This is a genomic window from uncultured Ruegeria sp., assembly GCF_947500045.1.
In the GTDB taxonomy this organism is placed as follows: domain Bacteria; phylum Pseudomonadota; class Alphaproteobacteria; order Rhodobacterales; family Rhodobacteraceae; genus Ruegeria.
In genome coordinates, this window is the sequence record NZ_CANMQQ010000005.1 from 136,038 (window position 1) to 159,681 (window position 23,644).

General features: G+C 56.9%; 21 protein-coding genes. 6 read left to right on the forward strand and 15 right to left on the reverse strand.

The genetic code is table 11. The annotated features are described in order from the left end of the window. Positions 1-238 precede the first annotated feature (238 nt). Positions 239-1,300, forward strand: a complete 1,062-nt coding sequence (locus Q1B46_RS10720; protein WP_299947808.1) for an Mrp/NBP35 family ATP-binding protein — start codon at positions 239-241, stop codon at positions 1,298-1,300. Between the two features lie 275 nt (positions 1,301-1,575). Here the strand turns inward: Q1B46_RS10720 and Q1B46_RS10725 are convergent, their stop codons facing one another. The 8 genes from Q1B46_RS10725 to acs all read right to left on the reverse strand — a co-directional run bounded on the left by Q1B46_RS10725 (position 1,576) and on the right by acs (position 10,967). Then, entirely contained in the window at positions 1,576-2,076 is a 501-nt protein-coding gene (locus Q1B46_RS10725; protein ID WP_299947810.1) for a flavin reductase family protein, read from the reverse strand. Positions 2,077-2,161: 85 nt separating this feature from the next. Continuing rightward, positions 2,162-3,574 carry a 3'-5' exonuclease gene (locus tag Q1B46_RS10730; RefSeq protein ID WP_299947812.1) on the reverse strand — a complete coding sequence of 471 codons (1,413 nt, stop codon included), beginning with the start codon at positions 3,572-3,574 and terminating at the stop codon, positions 2,162-2,164. A 2-nt stretch (positions 3,575-3,576) separates the two neighbouring features. Continuing rightward, positions 3,577-4,095: a hypothetical protein gene (locus Q1B46_RS10735; RefSeq protein ID WP_299947814.1), complete on the reverse strand. Its 519-nt coding sequence runs from the start codon at positions 4,093-4,095 to the stop codon at positions 3,577-3,579. Positions 4,096-4,122: 27 nt separating this feature from the next. After that, on the reverse strand, positions 4,123-5,946 hold the full coding sequence (locus Q1B46_RS10740) for a DUF294 nucleotidyltransferase-like domain-containing protein (protein ID WP_299947816.1): 1,824 nt from the start codon (positions 5,944-5,946) through the stop codon (positions 4,123-4,125). Positions 5,947-6,055: 109 nt separating this feature from the next. Beyond that, positions 6,056-7,840, reverse strand: a complete 1,785-nt coding sequence (locus tag Q1B46_RS10745) for a sodium:solute symporter family protein (protein ID WP_299663340.1) — start codon at positions 7,838-7,840, stop codon at positions 6,056-6,058. A gap of 5 nt (positions 7,841-7,845) precedes the next feature. Next, positions 7,846-8,130 carry a DUF4212 domain-containing protein gene (locus Q1B46_RS10750; RefSeq protein WP_170400221.1) on the reverse strand — a complete coding sequence of 95 codons (285 nt, stop codon included), beginning with the start codon at positions 8,128-8,130 and terminating at the stop codon, positions 7,846-7,848. A 181-nt stretch (positions 8,131-8,311) separates the two neighbouring features. Further along, entirely contained in the window at positions 8,312-8,995 is a 684-nt protein-coding gene (locus Q1B46_RS10755; protein ID WP_299947819.1) for an adenylate kinase, read from the reverse strand. Positions 8,996-9,002: 7 nt separating this feature from the next. Then, complete coding sequence (gene acs, locus Q1B46_RS10760; RefSeq protein WP_299947821.1) at positions 9,003-10,967, reverse strand: acetate--CoA ligase; 1,965 nt, start codon at positions 10,965-10,967, stop codon at positions 9,003-9,005. A gap of 408 nt (positions 10,968-11,375) precedes the next feature. Here acs and Q1B46_RS10765 point away from each other — a divergent pair, with 408 nt between their 5' ends. Genes Q1B46_RS10765 through Q1B46_RS10775 form a run of 3 tightly spaced genes read left to right on the forward strand, consistent with a single transcriptional unit; the run spans position 11,376 to position 14,489 of the window. Further along, positions 11,376-12,392 carry a C4-dicarboxylate TRAP transporter substrate-binding protein gene (locus tag Q1B46_RS10765; RefSeq protein WP_299948018.1) on the forward strand — a complete coding sequence of 339 codons (1,017 nt, stop codon included), beginning with the start codon at positions 11,376-11,378 and terminating at the stop codon, positions 12,390-12,392. A 60-nt stretch (positions 12,393-12,452) separates the two neighbouring features. Next, on the forward strand, positions 12,453-13,082 hold the full coding sequence (locus Q1B46_RS10770; protein WP_299947823.1) for a TRAP transporter small permease: 630 nt from the start codon (positions 12,453-12,455) through the stop codon (positions 13,080-13,082). Between the two features lie 3 nt (positions 13,083-13,085). Further along, positions 13,086-14,489 (forward strand): TRAP transporter large permease, encoded by a 1,404-nt coding sequence (locus Q1B46_RS10775; RefSeq protein ID WP_299663348.1) that lies wholly within the window; start codon positions 13,086-13,088, stop codon positions 14,487-14,489. Positions 14,490-14,539: 50 nt separating this feature from the next. On the opposite strand, the gene Q1B46_RS10780 is transcribed toward Q1B46_RS10775, so the two are convergent. Both Q1B46_RS10780 and rocF read right to left on the reverse strand, forming a co-directional pair. Then, the gene (locus tag Q1B46_RS10780) at positions 14,540-15,583 is read right to left on the reverse strand and encodes an ornithine cyclodeaminase (protein ID WP_299947825.1); all 1,044 of its coding nucleotides are present in this window, start codon (positions 15,581-15,583) and stop codon (positions 14,540-14,542) included. Continuing rightward, complete coding sequence (rocF, locus tag Q1B46_RS10785; RefSeq protein WP_299947827.1) at positions 15,583-16,503, reverse strand: arginase; 921 nt, start codon at positions 16,501-16,503, stop codon at positions 15,583-15,585. Before rocF ends, Q1B46_RS10780 begins: the two co-directional genes overlap by 1 nt. Before the next feature lie 86 nt (positions 16,504-16,589). On the opposite strand from rocF, the gene Q1B46_RS10790 reads away from it, so the two are divergent. Together Q1B46_RS10790 and mprF are read left to right on the forward strand one after the other, a co-directional pair. Beyond that, complete coding sequence (locus Q1B46_RS10790) at positions 16,590-17,018, forward strand: Lrp/AsnC family transcriptional regulator (protein ID WP_299663354.1); 429 nt, start codon at positions 16,590-16,592, stop codon at positions 17,016-17,018. Between the two features lie 90 nt (positions 17,019-17,108). Further along, positions 17,109-19,715, forward strand: a complete 2,607-nt coding sequence (gene mprF / locus Q1B46_RS10795) for a bifunctional lysylphosphatidylglycerol flippase/synthetase MprF (RefSeq protein WP_299947830.1) — start codon at positions 17,109-17,111, stop codon at positions 19,713-19,715. Positions 19,716-19,718: 3 nt separating this feature from the next. On the opposite strand, the gene Q1B46_RS10800 is transcribed toward mprF, so the two are convergent. Genes Q1B46_RS10800 through Q1B46_RS10820 form a run of 5 tightly spaced genes read right to left on the reverse strand, consistent with a single transcriptional unit; the run spans position 19,719 to position 23,582 of the window. After that, positions 19,719-21,269, reverse strand: coding sequence for an efflux transporter outer membrane subunit (locus Q1B46_RS10800; RefSeq protein WP_299947831.1), 1,551 nt, complete (start codon positions 21,267-21,269; stop codon positions 19,719-19,721). Between the two features lie 11 nt (positions 21,270-21,280). Further along, positions 21,281-22,426, reverse strand: coding sequence for an efflux RND transporter periplasmic adaptor subunit (locus Q1B46_RS10805; RefSeq protein ID WP_299947833.1), 1,146 nt, complete (start codon positions 22,424-22,426; stop codon positions 21,281-21,283). A gap of 21 nt (positions 22,427-22,447) precedes the next feature. Further along, a complete protein-coding gene (locus Q1B46_RS10810; protein WP_299947835.1) occupies positions 22,448-22,810 on the reverse strand; it encodes a DUF3302 domain-containing protein in 363 nt (120 codons plus the stop codon). A 34-nt stretch (positions 22,811-22,844) separates the two neighbouring features. Further along, on the reverse strand, positions 22,845-23,414 hold the full coding sequence (locus tag Q1B46_RS10815) for a disulfide bond formation protein B (protein ID WP_299947837.1): 570 nt from the start codon (positions 23,412-23,414) through the stop codon (positions 22,845-22,847). Positions 23,415-23,426: 12 nt separating this feature from the next. Then, positions 23,427-23,582: a DUF5993 family protein gene (locus Q1B46_RS10820; protein ID WP_299947839.1), complete on the reverse strand. Its 156-nt coding sequence runs from the start codon at positions 23,580-23,582 to the stop codon at positions 23,427-23,429. Between the last annotated feature and the right edge of the window lie 62 nt (positions 23,583-23,644).

Sequence of the window (23,644 nt, forward strand, 5' to 3'; positions counted from 1 at the left end):
CCTGCACATCCGATCAATGCATATAGGTCACCGAGTTTCCGCTACTGCAAAAGACCCGAGACTGACATCTCATTGGTTAAAGCAAGGCCAATTGCCTGTTGCGACCAAGAGGGGGTGGCGGTGACAGAACCGGTGCGTTAAATGAACAGGAAGAGACGGAGGCACATGCAATGAGCGGCGACCATAATCTGTCGATACGCAAGACCATATGTGCAGGGCGATTCAAGGAAAAGATGGTATGAGCATCCGTGACGCGGTTCTGGCGAGCCTGAAAAAGATTGCAGATCCGGTTTCGGGTCAGGATATCGTGAGCGCGGGCATCGTGCGCGCATTGAATGTCGAAGGCGACACGGTGCGGTTCGTATTGGAAATTGACCCCAAGCTGGCCGAGAAGATGGAACCCGTGCGCGCCACGGCCGAGCAGGCGGCGCAGATGGTAGAGGGCGTGTCCAAGGTCTCAGCCATGCTGACCGCGCATTCGGAAAAAGCTCCGCCTGATTTGAAGCCCAAGCCCAAGCCCTCGCAAACCGGCCCTCAGGCTGTGCCAGGCGTGGACCGGATTATCGCTGTGGCGTCAGGCAAGGGTGGCGTTGGCAAATCCACCGTATCGGCCAATCTCGCCTGTGCGCTGGCCGCCGAAGGCCGCCGCGTGGGCCTGTTGGATGCTGATGTATATGGTCCATCCCAGCCCCGGATGCTGGGTGTCTCGGGCCGTCCAGCCAGCCCGGATGGCAAGACGATTCTGCCGCTACGCAACCACGGTGTTACCATGATGTCGATGGGTCTAATGACCAATGAAGGGCAGGCCGTGGTTTGGCGTGGCCCGATGCTGATGGGTGCACTCCAGCAGATGATGAGCCAGGTTCAATGGGGCACGCTGGATGTGCTGATTGTTGATCTGCCGCCCGGCACTGGCGACGTTCAACTGACGCTCAGCCAGAAGTTTCAGGTGGATGGGGCCATTGTTGTCTCGACCCCGCAGGACGTGGCCCTGATCGATGCCCGTAAGGGGATCGATATGTTCAACCAGCTCAAGACGCCCATCGTTGGGATGATCGAGAATATGTCGACCCATATCTGTTCGAATTGCGGGCATGAGGAACATGTATTCGGTCATGGCGGCGTCGCATCCGAGGCCGAGGCACTGGGTGTACCGCTGCTGGGTGAAATTCCGCTGCATCTGGATATCCGCGTGGCGGCAGACGGAGGCACACCTATCGTGGTCAGCAAACCCGACAGCCCGCAGGCCGGGGCATTTCAAAAGATAGCTCGTGAGCTCATCGCCAAGGGCAACGCGTAACCCATCCGGTCTTTCCCGGTCTGCACGCAGGTTATCCGGCTCAAGATGGGGAAGGCCTGTCAGGGCGTTCTGGCCCCGCCAGAGGTTGCGGTGCATCTGGGTTGGTGTGATCTGCGTGAGCGTTGCCCCAAGTCAGGCGATGAAAGTTTCGGCTTCGTCCGCTGAAGTGGGCGAGGATCACACACCGAGTACCTAACTGACCGTCGAAGCGTTTCGTCTGATCACCCGTAAGACACGCAGCTTGAGAAGTTCGCCGTTTACGGATCAGCGGACGATCAAATTAGGTCTGCGAATCCGCCAAATTGCCCGCGTTTGAAGATCAGCCCCTGACCGGGGCGATGCATGACCTGTTCGACATGGCCGACAAGGATCAGGTGATCCCCGGCCTCGTGGCGTGCTGACAAGCGACAGTCGAAACGGGCAAGGCATTCTGCAAGTCGGGGCCGCCCGGCCTCATCTTCCTGCCAATCTGCATGAGAGAAATCAAACCCGTTATGCGCGAACTTCAAGGCCCGATCATGCTGATCCTGTGCCATCACGTGGATCGCATAATGTGCGCAGGTGCTAAAGGCGTCATACCGATTCGAGTTTCGATCCAGGCACCACAAAACCAGCGGCGGGTCCAGCGAGACGGACGCAAACGAGTTCACCGTGATCGCAGCCGGGCCATTCTCGGTATTGGTGGTCACGACAGTGACGCCAGTTCCGAAACAACCCAGGGCCTCGCGAAAGGCAAGGCTCTTCTCTGGGCCGGGAATGAATGTTTTTTCGGTCATCAGGCGCTCGTTCGATGGGCCTGTCTCAGGTGCCATGTAGCGCGGGGATTGTCCACGAAAAGCTGCGGTGAAATTGGGTTTGCCGTCAGTTTAAATCTTCCAGAAGTCGCCCGTGTTTGCGGGTCTCCGCGATGACATCGCCAAAGGTCACCAAACCGCGGGCCGATAGCATGGGCAGCATTCGAACCAATGCTTCTGCTGTGGCGACGGCATCGCCCATTGCTGTATGGCGCAGGGTTTCCGGGATGGTGATGCCCAGCCGATCGCAGACCGCATCCAGCGTGTGGGTTTCACTTGCGCCGAACAGCAGGGCCGACAGAAGAACCGTGTCCAGTATCGGGTGAGTCCAATCCACCTCCATCCGTGCAGCATGACGCCGTAAAAAGGCCATGTCGAATGGTGCGTTATGGGCAACAATCACCGCGTCACGGGCGAATTGATGAAAGCTGCGCCCGGCGTCGGCGATGTCGGGTGCACCCTGGACCATGCGGTCGCTGACCTTGTGTACCTTGGTTGAGGCAGGTGGGATAGGAATGCCCGGATTGACCAGCATGTCGAGCTGCTCACCCTCGACGATCTTGCCTTTGACAACCCGAACAGCGCCGATCTGTACGATCTCATCCTTGTGAGGCAGCAGGCCGGTTGTTTCGGTGTCAAAAACCACGAAACAAAGATCCGACAGGGTGCGATCCTCGAATACGTCATCACCCGGAGCCTCGAGCAGATCGAAATCATAGACAAGGGGACGGGCGTCCTCGGGCGGGATACGTGCGACACTGCCTTCGAAGACCAGCATGTATCCCGGCGCATCACCCAGCGGTTTCATCCGCGCGGAATAGGTTTGCCGCCCATCGATGCTGGACAAGGTACAATAGACATCCATCCCGGTTGTGGTCATCTCTTTGTAAGCATCGGTCAAACCAGTGCTTTCGAGGTAATCAAACAATGAGGCATTCAGTCGGGGATGCGCGATCTGCGCGAGAACTCCGGCGGCCTGAGCGTCATACAGAACGATCTGGTGCTTTGGACCAGCCAGAAGCATCGCAACGGGTATTTCGGTAAGCAGAGCGGTGAGCCGTTTTTTTTCCGTGGCCAGATGAGCGGTTTCTGCAGCGACGGCTTCGGCGGTGGTCATGGCGTTTTCTGCCAGTTGCTCTGCCAACCCCGCAGCGGCAGGGGCCAGATCACCCAAATAGCGCGCCGCCTGCAGATCGAGATCAGTGCTGACCCCAGCGTGGGCGCGGGCGCGGAGCTGCGACGAAAGCCGCTCGATCGGTTTGGCTACGTTGTCATCGAACAACAGCCAGATCCCTGCAACCAACCCGAGTAAACCAAAGGCGATCAGGGCATCCGCGAAAATGAACGCGTTGATCAGCGACGGATCGGCGACGCGTTTGTAACTGAACCATAAGGCCGCCGTGCTGACAAAGATCCCGCCCATTGCCAGCAGGCAAAAGAACAGGAAAATGCGCAGGCGTAGGCTCAGCTTGTGCAACATGATCAGGCCTCGCAAGTGGCTCGGATCACTGGGTCGTCAGCTGGGGCTTTGATCCAATCGGCGTTCTGCAACCGCCCGTCATCTGAAAATTCTGCGCCGTCGGCCAGATTGGCGCGGGTGTTTTCGGCACAGTTTACGGCGACAGGAACCATCGACTGTGGCGCCCAGCGACCAAAGAAATAAAGGTCAACAAGGCGTTGATCTGGCAGGTTTTCATTGGTGCGTACGGAAATTGTATCAATCGCGGCAAACCGGTCTACGAAGGGCACGGCATATGTCCAGGGTCGGTAGAACGCCCGGCTTTCAACTTTCTGAACAATGGCCAAACTGTCCGGCAACTGGTCCCGGGTACGATCATACCAGGAGTATTCGCTTGAGATCGTCATCGCGATCATTCCAACGCCCGCCGCAACCGGGGCGGCCCATTTCGGCAACCGACCTCCGGTCAGCTTGTTCAGAACCATTACGATCCCAGCAAAGGCAAAACCTGCAAAAACAGTGCCGATTAGTTCCAGAAACATATTGCCTCTCCGTTGTTCACGCTCGCATCAGCCCAGCATACCTTTGCCATGACCAACCGCTGATTGCATCGTTTTTACCACGACAAAGGCATCGCGGAGATGACTTCGCTCAAAATCCGAAAGGGAAGTCGGGGGCATGTAATTGTCCGGCGGGTTGCCCGATTTCACCAGCTTAACCTGATGTTCCAGACGCGTTTCAGCAATCAGATCATAGGCGTCTAACAGATCGCGCGCGCCAGATGCGCTTAGAACTCCTGCAGCCTCGGCGGCGCTCAGGCGGGCGCGAGTGTTGGCCTCGGGCAACTGGCCCTGAAGGCTGTAGATACGCGCCAGATCAACCACTGGGACGACACCATTGTGTTTGAGATCCAGCGTGTTGCGATGCTCGCCCGAGCGAATCGTAGCGAAACCACGTAACAGGCCCAGTGGCGGCGTGTGCTTTAGCGAGTTCGAAATCATATGGGCCACAAAGATCGAGTTTGCGCTGGCATTTGCCAAGGTTTCGACCAGCAATTCTGTGAACAGATCATAACTGCCCCCGATGGGGCGCAGATCGAACATGACCGAGGCCAACATCTGTGCCTCGGGATTTGGCTTGGCGATCCAACCTTTGAAATAGTCACGCCAAACCCGGACCGGCTGACACCAGCGCGGGTTTGTGGCCATCATGTCGCCGGGGCAATAGAAATACCCGCAGGCATCCAGCCCGTCAGATACGAATTTCGCCAACTCGACGAAATAAGCCATATCCTGATCGGTCACATTGTCATCCAACATCAGGCAGTTGTCCTGATCGGATACGCCGGTCTGTTCCTGGCGCCCCTGTGATCCGCAAGCCAGCCAAAGATAGGGTACCGGAGGCGGGCCGAGTTTGGCTTCGGCCTGCGCCAAAAGACGGCGTGTGGCCGTATCTGCAATGTCGGTGATCAGGCGGGTCACAACCTCGTGCCGGTTTCCACCCGCAACAAGTTGGACCAGCAATTGCGGGATTTCTGCAGTTACAAGCGCCATTTCCTCGGCGTTCTCAGCGCGCGCGATCCGGCGCACCAATTCAGCCGAGTTAACGGCCTGATAGTGTGTCAGGTCGGTCTGGGTGACCATCCCGACCAATCGCCCACCTTCGGTGATCGGGATATGGCCGATATTCCGTTCCATCATCGCGTGCAGCACGTCCGAACCGATATCGGCAGGCGACAGTGTAACCGGTTCGCGGGTCATGATCTGATTGATCGGGGTCGATGGGGGCAGGGCGTCTGCAACGATCTTGCCTGAAAGGTCACGCACTGTGGCGATACCGAAAAGGCTGTCCCCTTCAGTGATACAAATCGAAGATATTCCACGGTCACGCATCAATTGTGCCGCCTGCTGTACCGTCGTGTCTGGCGCGCAAGTGGCCGGGTCCCTTGCCATCAGCGTATCGATGCGGCTTGTCGCAAGCGACTGCTGCGTGGCGCGCGGGGCGCGGGCCCGGTTGAAGAACTTTGACACGACATCATGCGCATCGATCAATTCTCGCACCAGATCGGGCGGCAACACGATCAGAACGGACGGGGTGTGCGCATGCGCTTTGGTTGCGGCTTTGCCATCTTTGAGCAAGCCCCGCTCGCCAAACGAGTTGCGCAAACCCAGATGAGAGACGACAACGCCGTTCTCATCGGTGATTTCTATCTGTCCTTCATAGATCACAAATACACCGGGCATGGCGTTGCCAAGTTCGTAAACCGGGTGATCCGCCTCAACCTCCCATACCTCAATCGATTTCGACAGCTCGTCCAATACGTCTGTTGGCAAGGCATCATACGGGTGTACGGATTTCAGAAACCGGGTGATCTGATCATGGGACAGGGGCATCAAAGACTCCTGAGCTTCTGGTTGAAAAATCCCGCCCGGTGGTATGCCGGGCGGGAACAGTAGATCGAAAAATGCGGCACATGGAAACTAACCATATGCCGCATCATGCTCATTTATTCTGAGCTGCGCCCGCGCCACGGGGAATGCGAACGCTTTCGACCAATTCAACGATCTCCGGCGGAGTCTCTTTGGTCATTCCAGCTACAACATAGGCAACGCCGAAGTTGATCATCGCACCGATGGCGCCGAACGAGGTCGACTTGATCGGACCCAGAAGCGGGTCAGCATCGGTGAACGAGTTGGTGCCCGGAATGAACAGCCAGCCCTTATGCAGGAAGATGTAGACCAAGGTTACGGTCAGACCAGCCAGCATACCTGCGACCGCACCGGTGTTGTTGATGCGGGTCGAGAAGATCCCCATCATCAGCGCCGGGAAGATCGAGGCAGCCGCCAGACCGAAGGCCAGGGCAACCGTCTGCGCCGCAAAGCCCGGAGGGTTGAGGCCCAGATAGGTAGCGACAACGATAGCTACAGCCATGGCAATCCGCGCCGCCAGAAGTTCACCCTTTTCAGAGATCGACGGGTTGATTGCACCTTTGACAAGGTCGTGGGACACGGCTGACGAGATCGCCAACAGCAGACCCGCAGCGGTCGACAGAGCGGCCGCAAGACCACCGGCAGCGACCAGACCGATCACCCAACCTGGCAGGTTGGCAATCTCGGGGTTGGCCAGAACCAGGATATCACGGTTGAACTTGGTCAACTCGTTTCCAACCCAGCCCTTTTCTTCTGCGATGGCAGTCATGGCTTCGGACTTGTCGTTGTAGTACTGGATTTTGCCGTCGCCGTTCTTGTCCTCCCAATCCAACAGTCCGGTTTTCTGCCATGTGGCCATCCAGTCATAGCGTGGATCATTGTCGATATCCTCGACCGATACAGCACCACCTTCGATGCCGCCATTGGGCCACATCATGTCACTGATGTTCAGACGCGCCATGGCACCAACCGCTGGGGCGGTCAGGTACAGCAGAGCGATGAAGACCAGTGCCCAGCCAGCCGACCAACGTGCGTCAGATACTTTGGGAACGGTGAAGAAGCGCATGATGACGTGCGGCAGACCCGCAGTACCGATCATCAGCGACAGAGTGAACAGCACCATGTTCAGCGTGTTCGAGTGGTGTGCCGTATATTCATTGAAGCCCAGCTCGGTCACGATTGCATCCAGCTTGGTCAGCAGGGGTTCACCGCTTGCGGTGTCACCGAACAGACCCAGTGCAGGAACCGGCGTGCCGGTCAGTTGCAACGAGATGAAGATCGCCGGGATGGTGTAGGCGGTAATCAGTACGCAGTACTGAGCGACCTGAGTGTAGGTCACGCCCTTCATCCCGCCAAACACCGCGTAGGCAAACACAACGGCGGCACCAATTAGCAGGCCCGAGGTATTTGACACTTCGAGGAAGCGGCCAAAGGCCACGCCGACGCCGGTCATCTGACCAATAACGTAAGTCACCGACGCAACGATCAGGCAGATCACGGCAACGATACGTGCGGTTTGGCTGTAGAAGCGATCGCCGATGAATTCCGACACGGTGTATTTGCCGAACTTACGCAGATAAGGCGCAAGCAGCAGGGCCAGCAGCACATAGCCACCGGTCCAACCCATCAGGAAGGTTGAGTTGTCATAGCCGGTAAAGGCAATCAGGCCCGCCATTGAGATGAACGAGGCCGCAGACATCCAGTCTGCCGCTGTCGCCATACCGTTGGTGACCGGGTGAATGCCGCGACCGGCGGCGTAGAATTCGGATGTGGAACCCGCGCGGGCCCAGATCGCGATGCCGATGTAAAGCGCAAAGGACGCGCCCACAAACAGCAGGTTGATGGTAAACTGATCCATGCTGCTTACTCCTCGTCCACGCCGTATTCAGCGTCGAGCTTGTTCATGCGCCAGGCGTAGTTAAAGATCAGCACCAGAAAGACCAGGATCGATCCCTGCTGTGCAAACCAAAAGCCCAGATCTGTTCCACCAACGGCGATACCCGATAGCAGCGGACGCAGCAGAATGCCGAATCCAAACGACACCAGCGCCCAAATCACGAGGCTGATGTAGATGAGGCGCAGATTGGCCTGCCAATAGCCCTTGTCGGCTTCGGCAGTCTGCGCGGAGTTTGTTGAATGATCCGCCATTGCGGGTTCCTCCTTCGCTTCCCTCTAGGGCGGCCCATTGCCCAACTCCTCCAGTGCGTCGGACCGCTTCTCGATGTTGCCTGCTGCCGCGTGACATCAGGCAAGACTCCTCTGGTCCGCCAAGGCGGGTCCATTGAAGTATTCGGTTGTAGGGGGAGGCCCGGGGGCCTCTCTCCTCCCCTTAAGTCATTACGTCGTCGACCAGCCTTTGCAGGTCTTGTGCGATGTCGTCGATCTGTCCCATGGCATTGATGCCCTTCAGTACCCCTTGGGCCTGATAATAGTCTATCAATGGCGCGGTTTGTGCATGATACGCGGCCAAACGCGAGGCAACCGTTTCGGCATTGTCATCGGCCCGGCGCTTGAACTCGGTATGTCCGCAGTTGTCGCATTTGCCGTCTTCGACCGGCTGTTTGAACGTGTCGTGAAACCCTTCGCCGCAGCCCGCGCAGGTGTAGCGGCCCGAGATGCGGATCACCATTTCTGCGTCTTCAACCTGTAGACTGATAGCGGCATCGATCTTTTGATCGCTGGCCGCCAGCAAGCCATCCAGTGCCTCTGCCTGAACTGTTGTGCGCGGAAAGCCGTCCAGAATGACACCCTTGGCGCAATCAGATTGGGCCATTCGGTCGCGTAAGATGGCAATGACGATCCCGTCGCTGACCAGATCGCCAGCCTCCATCACAGCCTTCGCTGCTTGGCCAGCTTCGGTACCCGCAGCCACGGCATCACGCAGCAGATCCCCGGTGCTGAGCTGGACCAGACCGAACTTTTCTTCCAGCATACGTGCTTGTGTGCCCTTCCCGGCGCCCGGAGGCCCGAGAAGGATAAGAACAGCGGGAGATATGGTTGTGGCAGCGTCCATCACACCCTCATTTGCTCGCTCTGTTTTCGATCAGGTCTTCAACCACCGACGGATCGGCAAGGGTCGACGTGTCACCCAGCGAGCCAAAGTCGTTCTCGGCGATCTTGCGCAGGATGCGGCGCATGATCTTGCCCGAACGCGTCTTGGGCAGGCCTGGGGCCCATTGGATCACATCCGGGCTGGCAATCGGGCCAATCTCAGTCCGGACCCAGGTGCGCAGCTCTTTCAACAGCTCATCCGAAGGCTCACGATCATTCATCAGAGTGACATAGCAATAGATGCCTTGCCCTTTGATTTCATGGGGGTAGCCAACGACCGCAGCCTCGGCCACCGCGACATGTGCGACCAAAGCACTTTCCACCTCGGCCGTTCCCATGCGGTGGCCCGAGACGTTGATCACGTCATCGACGCGGCCGGTGATCCAGTAGTCGCCATCCTCATCACGGCGACAGCCGTCACCGGTGAAATAGTAACCTTTGTAATCCGAGAAATAGGTCTTTTCGAACCGCTCGTGATCGCCCCAAACGGTGCGCATCTGACCGGGCCAGCTGTCTTTGATGCACAGAACACCCTCGACGCCATTGCCTTCGATCTCGACGCCGGATTGAGGGTCCAGAACCACCGGTTCGATACCAAAGAACGGCTTCATGGCCGAACCGGGCTTCATCGCATGGGCACCGGGCAGGGGGGTCATCAGATGACCACCGGTTTCAGTTTGCCACCATGTGTCCACGATGGGGCAACGTCCGCCGCCGATAACTTCGTTGTACCAGTTCCAGGCTTCTGGGTTGATCGGTTCCCCGACCGTGCCCAAAGTGCGCAGATCGCTCAGGTCGCACTTCTCGACCCACTCGTTGCCTTGCCCCATCAGGGCGCGCAACGCGGTGGGCGCGGTATAGAATTGGTTTACCTTATGCTTTTCGCAGACTTGCCAGAACCGGCTGGCATCAGGATAGGTCGGCACCCCCTCGAACATCAGCGTGGTCGCGCCATTGGCCAGCGGGCCATAGACGATATAGCTGTGGCCAGTGACCCAGCCCACGTCAGCGGTACACCAATAAATATCGCCCTCGTGATAGTCGAAGGTAATTTCATGGGTCATCGCGGCATAGACCAGATAGCCGCCGGTCGTGTGCACGACACCCTTTGGCTGACCGGTCGAGCCGGAAGTGTAGAGGATGAACAACGGATCTTCGGCGCTCATCTCGGCAGGCGCGCAATAGTCATCCGCCTCAAGCGCCATTTCATTGTAGTCATAGTCGCGACCGTCAATCCACGTGGTCTGACCACCGGTGCGCTTGACCACCAGGCACTTCACCGTGTCCTTGCAATGCAACAGCGCAGCATCAGTGTTGGATTTCAGTGGCGTCTTGCGACCGCCGCGCGGGGCCTCATCCGCGGTAATAACGACCTTGGCGTCGCAGCCATTGACCCGGGCCGCCAGTGCGTCTGGGGAAAAGCCTGCAAAAACAATCGAATGGATCGCGCCAATACGTGCGCAGGCCAGCATGGCATAGGCCGCCTCGGGGATCATTGGCAGATAGATCACCACACGGTCGCCTTTGCGCACACCTAAGGATTCCAGAATATTGGCCATCCGGCAGGTGCGGCGATGCAGTTCGGCATAGCTGATGTGCTGCGCGGCGTCGTTTGGATCATCCGGTTCCCAGATGATCGCGGTTTGATCGCCGCGGGTGTTTAGATGCCGGTCAAGGCAGTTGGCCGACACATTTAATGTGCCATCGGCATACCAGTTAATACTGACCGAACCGAAGCTGTAATCGACGTCCTTGACCTGAGTATAGGGTTTGATCCAGTCAACCCGCTTGCCCTGTTCATTCCAGAACGCTTCGGGGTTGTTGACCGAAGCCGCGTACATATCTGTGTACTTGTCGGCGTCAACATGCGCCTGAGCGACGGTTTCTGCGGATGGCGGATATGTCTTGGCATCTGCCTGGGCAGCGGTAGTCATTTTTGAGGCTCCTCCCTCTGGACTGGATTACATAGGATCGATAATGCCAGCCGATCAGGCAATGTCGATCCGTTTCCTCCCCGGGTTGAATAATACGGGGATCAGAAAAGAAATAAATAAATTGCGATAATCCTTGAATTTATTTGTAAATAAATTTCTCCGCGACTGCTGATTTTGTAAATATTAGTATCTTTGAGGTTGAATAAATATCAAAAACAATTGGTTACGTGTAACTAATTTGATGCGCTTCGTTTCGGATATCACGCCTTAGACGCATGACATGTTTCATTCGCAGTGCTTGTCCTTGGCAATTCCACCTCTACTCGGAGGGGTTGGCAGTTTCCAGACTTAGCGCTAGCTTCTCATTCAAGCGCCTCGGGAGGAGGTGCACCAATGGGAGAGATTGCAATGAACAAGATGTTGAGCGGAGCGGCTTTCGCCGCCCTGAGCGTGGCTTTTGTCACCGAGGCGGCCGCGACTGAATGGAACGCCTCGGTCTGGGGCAAGCGCCGCGCCTTTACCGAACATGTCGAGAAGCTGGCCGAACTGGTCAGCGAGAAAACTGGTGGCGATTTCACCATCAATGTCAGCTATGGCGGATTGTCGAAGCCCAAGGAAAATTTGGACGGGATCGAGATTGGCGCGTTTGAGATGGCGCAGTTCTGCGCGGGTTACCATCGTGACAAGAACCGCGCGATCACGGTGCTGGAACTGCCCTTCCTTGGCGTAAACACATTGGATGAAGAAGTGGCCGTCAGCCACGCGGTCTATGATCATCCGGCGGTCAAGGATGAGATGGCGCAGTGGAACGCGCGGATCATCATGACGTCTCCGATGCCGCAGTACAATATTGTTGGCACGGGTGATCCTCGTGATGAGCTTGCCGAGTTTGACGGTATGCGCGTTCGCGCCACTGGTGGTCTGGGGCAGGCCTTCGAGGCGGTCGGTGGTGTGCCGACATCGGTACCCGCAACCGAAGCATACAATGCAATGGAATCTGGTGTGGTTGATACCGTGGCCTTCGCACAGCACGCGCATCTGTCGTTTGGTACAATCAACGAAGCTGATTGGTGGACTGCCAACCTGAACCCCGGCACAGTGAACTGCCCGGTTGTCGTGAATATCGACGCCTACGAGGCGCTGCCTGCGGATCATCGCGAGGCGCTGGATAGCTCGATCGACGAAGCCATTGCGCATTATCTCGCCAATTATGGCGGGTTGCTTGAGAAGTGGGACGGCGTGCTGCAAGAGAAAGGCGTTGAAAAGGTCGAGATCGACGACGCCGTTCTTGAAGAATTCCGCGCCAAAGCTGCCGATCCGATCCGCGCCAAGTGGATCGAAGACATGACCGCGCAAGGCCTGCCTGCACAGGATCTCTATGATCTGGTGCAAGCGACGCTGCAACAGCAGCGCGGCGGCAACTGATCGCCACCAGCCGGGCGTCGCAAGGCGCCCGGTGTTTCCTTCAATCAAAGGAAAACTGAGATGGCAGGACATGCCACGGTTCTTGAGGATGGCAGCCTTTTAAGCCGGTTGGATCATCATTTGTTGCGGTTAGAGCGTCTGATGGCGCTGATCAGCGGCTTTGCGGTGTTCGGGCTGATGGTGTTGGCTGTTGTATCAGTCAGCGGTCGCAACGCACTAAACGCGCCTTTGCCGGGCTACGTTGACTGGATCGAGCAGGCGATGCCCCTGATTGCGTTTCTGGGAATATCCTATGTTCAGCGCGATGGCGGGCATATCCGAATGGATATTGCCATCTCTCGATTGAAAGGGCGGGCGTTATGGTTCTTCGAGTTGATCTCGGTCCTTTTGATCTTGCTGCTGATGCTGGCGCTGGTCTGGGGCAGCTGGTCTCACTTTGACCGCTCTTTCGACTTCGGCGCTCCGCTCTGGAGCCGCGACAGTTCGATTGATATCGGAATTCCCATCTGGCCCTCAAAACTGCTGGCGCCGGTTGCGTTCTCGGTTTTGTGCGCCCGGCTGATTCTACAGGCGTGGGGCTATGGACGGGCGTTTGTGCTGGGACTTGCGACACCTGTGGCAGTACCGTTGATACAGGATGCTGCTGCGCAAGCGGCAGCCGAAGCCGAGCAATTCGAAAGGCGTACCTGACCGATGGATTCGATTGAAATCGGCCTTTGGGTCACCGCCGGGCTGCTGGTCCTTGTGGTCACCGGGATGCGTGTGGCCTTTGCTGCGGGTCTGGCTGGGTTGGTAGGCCTGATCTGGATCTTCTGGGCCAAGTTTGGATATGATCCTGAGCGATTTGGCAAAGCGCTAACTGTGGCCGTTAAAACAGCTGGGCAAGTACCGCACTCCAAGGTTGCGTCACATACACTCAGTCTGATCCCTACATTTATACTGATCGGATATCTAGCTTATTATGCAGGACTAACGCGTGCATTGTTCGAAGCCGCAAAGCGTTGGATCGCGTGGATGCCCGGAGGATTGGCCGTCTCAACGATCTTTGCGACGGCAGGTTTCGCGGCAGTTTCAGGCGCATCTGTCGCCACATCTGCCGTCTTTGCACGTATCGCAATCCCCGAGATGTTGGCAGTCGGATACAACAAGCGCTTCGCGGCCGGAGTGGTTGCCGCTGGCGGGACCTTGGCCTCACTTATCCCGCCATCTGCGATTCTTGTGATCTATGCGATTATTGTCGAGCAGGATGTGGGCAAACTGCTACTTGCGGGCTTCATACCCGGCGCATTCTCAGCGGTGATATACGGCTTGTTGATTGTAGGCATTGCTGTGATTTTCAAGTCCGTCGGTCCGCCTGTGACGGGGTTTACTTGGAAAGAACGATTTGCGGCGCTGCCGGGCGCATTGCCCATCGTGGCTGTAATCCTCATCATCATCTGTTTTGTGTATAATCCGTTTGGCGACAAGGCGTGGGGCACCCCGACCGAAGGCGGGGCGATCGGCGCCTTCATCGTGTTCTGTTTTGCGCTGATCCACGGTATGCGCTGGCCCGAGTTCAAATCAGCCCTGCTTGAAACCGCCAAACTGACCGCGATGATCTTTGCGATCATCTGGGGCGTCCTGATCTATGTGCGTTTTCTGGGGTTCGCGGATCTGCCAGGTGCGTTCTCCGACTGGATCACCTCACTTGAGATGTCGCCGATGCTGATTCTCATCTGCATCTTGCTGGCTTATGCGGTGTTGGGCATGTTTATGGACGCCATCGGGATGTTGCTTTTGACGCTGCCGGTTGTCTATCCCGCTGTGATGGCCCTGAATGGTGGCGAGGCCGTCAGCGCAGCGGACAGTGCCTTTGGGATGTCCGGGCCGATGTGTGCGATTTGGTTCGGAATTCTGGTGGTGAAAATGGCCGAGTTCTGCCTGATCACCCCACCGATCGGCCTGAATTGCTTTGTCGTTGCCGGGGTGCGGCCCGACCTCAGCGTTCAGGATGTGTTCAAAGGCGTAACGCCGTTTTTTATCGCCGATGCCCTGACAATCGCGCTTCTGGTGGCATTTCCGGGGATCGTTCTCTACCTGCCATCGCTTGCAGGATAAGAAAAAACCCCGGCCAAAGGCCGGGGTACAGTTTTTGATGTGCGGGTTCTTTATTTTGCCCGCATCAGCATCCCAAACAGGTCCCTTGGGTCATCAGGGTCTGCGAGCATGTCCAATGCCTCAAAGAAATCAGTGTCTTCGATTGCGTTTTTGATGTATCGCAGCGCCGAAAAATCTTCGATAGCGAAACCAACGCTATCGAACAGGGTTATTTGCCGATCATCGGTGCGCCCTTTGGCCTGACCGGTCATGACCTCCCACATTTCAGTGACGGGGTGATCTGCTTCCAGAGCCTGAATTTCACCCTCAATCCGCGTTTGTTCTGGGTATTCGACAAAGATTTCCGACCGCAAAAGAATGTCGCGGTGCAATTCTGTCTTGCCTGGGCAATCCCCCCCAATGGCGTTGATGTGCACACCGGGGCCGACCATGTTGTCGGTCAGAATTGTCGCGTATTTCTTATCGGCGGTGCATGTGGTGATGATCTGCGCGCCTTCAATCGCCTCTTCTGGCGTCTTGCATGCGACGATTGTAAGCCCTTTGCCCTGAAGATTGGCCGCACATTTTGACGTTGCGTTGGCATCGGTGTCATACAGACGGACAGTATCAATTCCGCACATGGCCTTGAAAGCGAGGCACTGGAACTCGGACTGAGCACCGTTCCCGATCATCGCCATTGTCGTCGCAGACTTGGGCGCGAGATACTTGCCCACCAGTGCTGATGTTGCCGCGGTGCGCAGGGCCGTAAGCATCGTCATCTCAGTCAGCAAAGTGGGATAACCGGTGTAGACATCCGCCAACAGGCCGAACGCTGTCACGGTTTGCAGGCCCTCGGATGTGTTCTTGGGGTGCCCGTTGACGTATTTGAAACCATAAGCCTCACCATCCGAGGTTGGCATCAGCTCGATGACCCCATGCGGCGAATGGGCCGGGATGCGGGGCGTTTTGTCAAAGCTTTCCCAGCGTTTGAAATCAGCTTCGATCTGCGCGGCGATCTGCGTGATCATCTGTTCGAGCCCGATATGGTGGACCAGACGCATCATGTTATCGACGGAAACAAAAGGCACCAGCGCCTTGTCAGAGGGTTGTGTCATCAGAAGCTCCGTGTCGGGCGGTCAAAGATACGGCGGCCCATCAAAGAGGCTGCGAGATCGACCATCAGTTTTGCGGTTCGGCCACGTTCATCAAGGAACGGGTTCAGTTCGACTAGATCGAGTGAACAAACGAGGCTACTTTCATGCAGCAGTTCCATGACCAGATGTGCCTCACGCTCGGTCGCGCCACCGGGGACGGTTGTGCCCACGGCGGGGGCAATCGATGGGTCAAGGAAATCCACATCCAGCGAGACATGCAGGATGCCATTCGCGGCGCGCACTTTGTCAAGAAACGCCATAAGCGGGGCCTTGATGCCGTTTTCGTCGATACTGCGCATATCGGCCAGCATCGCATGATCATCTTCCAGCGCCGCGCGTTCGGCGGGATCAACCGAGCGCAGGCCGATCATTCCGACGCGATCCGTTGGAATAGGTGATGTCAGCGGTGGAAATGCTTCGAATCCGGGCTGCCCGGTGAAATAGGCCACGGGCGTTCCATGCAGGTTCCCGCTGGCTGTGCTGCCTGGCGTGTGAAAGTCGCTGTGGGCATCGAGCCAGAGAACGAAGAGGGGGCGATCGATGTGGCGTGCATGAGCTGCCATTCCAGTCACGGTTCCCATCGATAATGCGTGGTCCCCGCCCATGAAGATGGGCAGACCTTGTCGAGCGGATTCTTGCGCGGTGCGGCTCAGCGCCTGTGTCCAGCCTACACAATCCGGGAGGGAGAACAGATGGGGGTCATCAGGCACGTCGACCTGATCCGGGAGCGTGTCCCCGATGTCAGTCACAGTATGACCCAGGTCAGAAAGGGCCTGCTCAAGTCCCGCGACACGGTAGGCGTCGGGACCCATACGGCACCCTTGGCGGTGTTTGCCGGCGTCCATTGGGGCTCCGGCGAGAATAATGTTCTGTTTGCTCATACGTCTATTTATCGATACGATATGGGTTGAGGAAAGAGAGCAAATTGATCAAAGTGGATCAGCAAATTCCGATCTGGTAATTGAGTATGGACGAACTGGACAATCGACTGGTGAACGCTTTGCACAGGGATGCACGCGCTTCACTGTCAGAACTGGCTGAACTGCTTGGGGTAACCCGAACGACGGTGCGCAGCCGACTGCAACGGCTCAAGCAATCCGGTGAAATCGTGGGCTTCACGGTGGTAACCCGACAGGGCGTGTCGGAAAGCCCTGTTCGTGGGCTAATGATGCTTGAAATCGAAGGCCGCGGGACTGAGCGGATCAGATCGCGGATCGCTGCAATGCGTCAGGTTCGCGCCGTACATTCGACCAATGGCAGCTGGGATCTGATCGCCGAGATCGGCACTGATACTCTGGATGAGCTTGACGAAGTGTTATTCCAGATCAGACGGGTTGAAGGTATTACGCGGTCCGAGACCAACTTGTTGCTTTCAACGCGTAAAGGCCGTTCGTAACAGGTAACCCAAGGCACTATGACGGATCGAAAATTCATGCAAAGCTTTGAATTGACACTGATCTGAGGATCGCGGGCAGGGACGAACAGAATGACAACACAGCCGACCACACAAGAGACGCGTGCGGAGCGTCTGGCCGAGCGTGTAACAGGGTTGTTGGAAAAGCCTCTGGTCAAGATTGCGATTCCGCTGCTGATAACCGGAATTGCACTTGCTGTTTTGCATGACCTGTCTGCGCACGTGAAATGGTCGGATATTCAAAGTGATATCGCGGCGACGCCGTGGAAGTACATGTTCTTTGCGCTGTGCTGGACCGCGGTCAGTTTTCTGTCGCTGTCTTTCTATGATGTCCTAGCCGTGCAGAGCGTGGCCGACGGCAAGGTGCCTCTGCCCGTTGCCGGGATGGCCGGGGCAAGCGGGTACGCGGTATCGAACTGTCTTGGCTTCTCGTACATCACGGGCACCGCGATCCGATATCGTATTTACGCATCTCTCGGGTTGGATTTGGGACGCGTGGCCGGAGTGATCGCGACCTCTTGGGTGGCGTTCTGGATGGGGCTGATCCTTCTTCTGGGTCTGTTGCTGACCATACACCCGGACGGAATCTCCAAGGTTCTGCCGATCAGTGAAACGACGGAAACTGTGATTGGCCTGTGCTTGCTGGCAGGTCTTGTCGCATTGTTCGTCTGGCTTTCAAGCGGCGGGCGGCGATTGGCTTATGGCGGGTTCGGGTTCAATCTTCCGGGTGGCAAGCTTGCCGGTTTGCTGACCGTTGCTGCGATTGGTGATTTGTTCGGTGCCTCGATGGCGCTCTATGTGTTGATGCCGGACGATCTGGGGGTCGGTTACCCGTATTTCTTTGCGGTCTATATCGGTGCAATTGCGGTAGGTATTCTAAGCCATGCACCGGGTGGTATTGGTGTGTTCGAAGCCACCTTGATAGCCGGTCTTGGGGCATCGGGTCGCTCAGATGTCATCGCGTCGCTGCTTCTATACCGGCTGGTTTACACTTTCCTGCCGTTTGCCATCGCCAGCCTGTCGATCGCGGGCGCGTCAGCGCTGACCCAGCGCCAGCGCATCGGAGGTGCGGCCAGTTGGGTCTATCGCGCTATCCGCCCCATTGTTCCGATGGTTGCGGCTGGTGTTGCCGCCGTCGCCGGGGTGATATTGCTGGTCTCGGGCGCGTTGCCCTCCAGCTCTCAGAAGCTTGGCGTACTGCGCGAGGTGCTGCCCCTGTCGTTTGTCGAGGCCTCTCATCTTGCGGGCAGCGCGGTGGGGCTTTTGCTGCTGTTGGTGTCGCGCGGCCTGTTCCGCAAGTTATATCGCGCCTGGGTGGTCGCCATGCTGTTGATGGTGGCGGGGTTCTTTGCCTCGCTCGCCAAAGGACTGGATACCCATGAAGCTCTGTCCTTGCTGTTTACGATTGGTCTTCTGGCGATGTTCAAGGGCGCGTTCTACCGGGTCAGTGGGGCGTCGATCTTTCGGCTGAATATCCCATGGCTGGTCAGCGTCGTCGCATTGTTGGCTGTGATCTTCTGGATCGGATTGTTCGCCTATTCCCATGTCGAATACGAAAACGCGTTGTGGTGGGACTTTGCCTGGAACGGTGACGCATCGCGGTTTCTGCGCTCCAGCCTCGTAGTCGCTGTGATCTTGGGCATAGTCGCGGTGAACTCGCTCTTCGGTCGAGAAATCCCGGCACCCATACGAACCGAGATTCCCGAGGCTGTCGAACGACTTGTCATGGACAGTGAAGACACCGAGTCCCAGATATCGCTGACGGGTGATAAGCATTTCCTGATTTCGCCGGATGAAACCGCATTCCTCGCCTACGCCGATACTGGCAATGCATTGATCACAAAGGGAGAGCCGGTGGGCGATGAAAAGGCGGGTCAGCAATTGATCTGGCAACTGCGCGAAATGGCTGACCGTGAAGGCAAGCTTTGTGCTTTTTACAGTGTATCAACCAAATACCTGCCGACCTTTCTGGATCTCGGTCTGTCGATCCTGAAAATCGGAGAAGTGGCGCGGGTTCCGCTGCAGGATTTCTCACTGGATGGAAAATCGCGGAAAAGGTTCCGACAGGCCAAAAACAGAGCAGAGCGTGAGGGGTATACGTTTGAAATCATCCCCAAGGAACAGCTTGCGCCGGTATTGCCGGAACTTCGGAAAATATCAGACGACTGGCTGGCGCAAAAGGCGGGTGAAGAAAAGGGATTTGCCCTGGGCGGTTTCGACGATGATTACCTGTCCTATTTTGACCACGCGGTTCTGCGGGATGAGACCGGCAAGATCATGGCATTTGCCAATCTGTTTCAGGGGGGCAACAAGTCTGAACTGTCGCTGGACCTGATGCGTTATGAACCCGACAGCCCAAGTTTTGTCATGGATGCGCTGTTTGCTGAAATGATGGTCTGGGGCTCTGAACAGGGGTTCCACTGGTTCTCGTTGGGAGCCGCGCCGTTTTCGGGGATCGAGAACCGGCAGCTGGCCTCGCTTTGGAACCGAATTGGTGGGTTTGTTTATGAACATGGCGAGCAGTTTTACCATTTCGAAGGTCTGCGCGCCTTCAAACAGAAATTCGATCCAGAATGGAGCCCGAACTATCTGGCCAGCCCTGGCGGCTTGGCCGCACCGCGTATCCTGTACGAAGTCAATATCCTGATTTCGGGTGGCCTGCGTGGGTTGACGAAATAGCGATCAATTCAAGCTAGCACCCGTTGGTGTTTTCTCCAGAAGATCACCCCAATCGGTGCGATAGGCCATCTCGGCCAGAACCGACTGGGGCAGGAATTCCTGATTCTGCCTGATCTGCCAGCCGCCACCCAACCCTTTGTAAATCGCAACCAGATTGGACGAGACCTCCTGCCGCGCCTCGATCAGATTGGCCTGCGATCTCAGCAGCGCGGTCTGTGTGTTGAGGATCCGGGAATAGCTGGCGATGCCGTCACGGTATTGATCAACCGCGATATCGGCGGCCTTGCGCGACGCCTCGACGCTGCGCTGATAGAAGGTGACCTGCTTGCGCGCCTGTGCATAGGCGACCATCGCGCTTTCGACCTCGGAATAAGCGGTCAGCACGGTGTTCTGATAGTTGGCGATCAGCGCCTGATAAGCGGCGTCTTGGGCGCGGACGTTATTCTTGATGCGGCCATAGTTCAGGACGTTCCAGACGACGCCGGCATTGGCTAACCCAGTTGCGCTGCTGGTGCTGAACAGATCACGCCCGCCCGAGGCCTGCAGCCCGATCGCGCCCGATAGGATAAACTGCGGATAGAGATCAGCCAGAGCTATCCCCACCTGCGCTGATTGCGTGGCAGCCGCCAATTCTGCGGCCCGCACGTCCGGGCGTCGCCGCAGCAATTCAGCTGGCACACCAACGGCCACATTGGCGCGTGCTGAAGGTATGCGCCCGGAATTGCCGAGCAAACCCGCCATCTGAGACGGCGTTTTACCCAACAGAACAGCCAGCGCGTTCTTGGCTTGCTGAATGTCACTTTCAAGCTCGGGCACCAGCGCTTTGGTGTTGTTGAGCAGGGCGGTGGATTCCTGCACATCCAACTCGGTCGTGACGCCATTGTTGAAACGCAGCTGGGTCAGGTCTGCCGACTCCTGCTGGATCGTTATATTTTCCCGCGCAATGCGTAGCGCCTCCTGCAAGGAGCGGATGTTGATATACAGCGCTGCGACGTCGCCGGTCAGCGTGACCAGAGCGTCGTCATAATTGGCAACCTGCAGCGCGAGGTTCGACCGCGCGGCCTGTACACCGCGTCTTTGCTGGCCCCAAACATCCAGTTCCCACTGTGCGTCAAAACCCACCTGAGAGGTTGAGAATTCAGTATCCAAAGGAATGATCCGCCGGATATCCGAAATGGGTCCAAGGTTGTCACTGATCTGGCGGCGCTGCAGCGAACCTCCAATTGCCTGCGACTGCGGGTAAAGCTCACCAAAGGCGATGCCAAGTTGCGCGCGGGCCTGCAATACGCGGGCACCTGCAACCTGTAAGGTAAGGTTCTGGGCATAGGCTTCGGCAATCAGCTTGTTCAGCGTCGGATCGTTGAATGTTTCCCACCAGCGCACGACAGGAGCGCTGCGCGAGGTCAGGCCGCTTTGGCCCGTGCTTGGGTTATTAACTTCGATCCATTGTTTGACGACCGGAGAGTTCGGGCGCACGAAGTCCGGCCCCACCGGCGTGCAGGCCGCGAGGGTAGCGGCGCAAAGGGCAGTGCCCAGCAACTGGCGGAGTGTCATCTTGCGCATCCCTATATATCCAGTGGCCGGATGAAGTTGGCGAAGGAATAAAGGCGGATATTGATACGCCTCAGGAACTCAAAGCTTTTGCCCATGCCTGTGTAGATGGCCACGGCCGCATGGCCACCCGCAGGGAAGGTGTGCCCCTCGGGTACATCGACCGAGATTTGAACCGCGATCCGACCTGGCAGTTTTGGTAACTCAAAACCGGGCAGGCGGCCCGAGGGCAGGTACTGGCCCTGTCTTGTAGCCCACCAGACGGCTTCGACCTTACCGGTCAGAATTTCACCGGGGTAAAGATCCAGAGCAACTTCAACCGGTTGCCCGACTTCCACGAACTTCAGGTTCTGTTGGCGGAAGGTGGCCAGAATATAGGGGCTGTCTTCGGTCACGAAACTGGCAATAGCACCCAGTCGGATTTCCCCCACGACCATACCTGGACGGGCCTGTTGTGAGACGATCATGCCATTTTCTGGGGCGTAGATTGTAGTGTTATCAAGGAAGTACTCGGCTTCGGCCAATTGAGCTTCTGCCTCCAAAATTCCGGTATTGACTCCATCGATCTGAGAATCGAGCGCCAGATTGGCCTTTTCAAGATTTGCCTGAGCTTCCTTTATCTTGGCCTGATCTTCCGCGACCTGTTCGTTCCATCGGTCAAGCTCGTCCTGGCGCGCGCCACCTGCAGGAACCAGGTTCTCGTACCGCGCCTGTTCTGTCAGGGCATACGCCAGTTGCGCGTTCGCGCGCTCAACCGCTTCGCCCGCAGCGATTACGTCCTGTTCGAGAATCTTTGCGTTCTGCTGCGCCCCGACCAACTGGGCATTTGCCTTGTCCACCGCGAGCGAAAACACCGTATCATCGAACTTATACAGCGGATCGCCCTTGGTGACCCAGGTGTTGGGTTCGACCAGAACTTCGGTCAGGATCGTGGGCTGTGTCAGGCGTGGGACGATCTGAATGGTGGACCGCACCACATGACTGTCGGCCGAAAAGGGCTGAAAAAACCGCAGCGCGACCAGAAAGATCAGCAGCAGATGTGCACCCACCCAGAAGGATACGATGCCCCACATGATGTTGAATTTCAGCCATTGCACCTTGAAGAAGATGAACCAGACAAAAATGATGTAGAATAGCGTGATGCCAAGCGCGACGAACATGTGTGCTGAATTCCTTCGGCCTTAGCCTTGTTTAGTTTCGTCGGTATCCAGCGGGTCCTGGTATTCCGGTTTGACGGTGCCACCCAGGCGCTTGATCTCATCCCGTATGGCCTTGCGTTCATCGTCGGGTCCGCGGCGCATATCTACGGTCACGCCATCGTGGAACGCCCAAATGAAGGCATGCACCCATGGAACAATGGCCAGAAACCCCATCCACCCCATGATCTTAACAGCTTCTGCATGAGGATGATTGCGCTTGATCGCGATGCGACCTGGCAAACCCATAATGAATAGAAACAACGCCATCACCGCAGCCAGCAGCAGAATGAGCGCCACGAATGTCAGATAGTCATAGTAGCCCAGCGGCTGCCCCAATAGTCCCATGCTCGCGCCTCCTGATGGGAAGGTTGTTCCATCCTCAGTTGCTATTGTCCAGTTCGTCAATCAATTTGTAGCTGGTCGGAGGGTCTGCGCAGATGGTCGGGCCACATTCGATCAGCGTCGAAATCGCGTTCAGCCCCGCCAGGACGAGAAGGGTAAAGAAAGCCGCTTTGGCCAACCCGCTCGCCCCAAAACGCGGCCCTTGTTGGCCATCACGGGCATATTGCTTGTCGAACATCAGCATGATCGCGGTGCCCAGCAGGATCAGAAAGAAGCAGATCGCGGCCCAAGTGTAATAATGCAATCCCAACACAGGAGAGCCATAATGCCCTGTGCCCGGTACGATATGCAGCAGGATTTGCCGGATCGAAACGCTGCCACCATAAAGTGCGGCAAGCAGCATTAGGGCGTAGTGCCGCGCGCGCGCTCCGTAAAGCAGGTTCAGGCCAAGCCCAACGCCGACTGCGACAAAGCCGACCCTTTGCAACAGACACAGCGGGCAGGGCAGTTCATTCAGCGAAAACTGATAGGCATAGGCCAGCACAAGTACGAGGCTGATGGCAAACGCGCCCATGGCGTTCAGGGTGCGTGACAATTCAGGTGTCATGGAAATGCGCCCCTATAGCTGAATAGTTAGCGTGCTGGTGGCATGAAATTTCAGCCAGTAGACGCTCAACGCAAGAGTGATCAGGAATAAGGTGGTTCCGACACTCGTACGGCCAAAATAATTCAATCCCATGGTGACGGTAAGTAACGAAAATAAAAGCGCGATCATGTTCGCTGCCGCCCCCCATGCTTCAAATGCAATTGATCACAGTTTTGTCATCTGGATCGCTA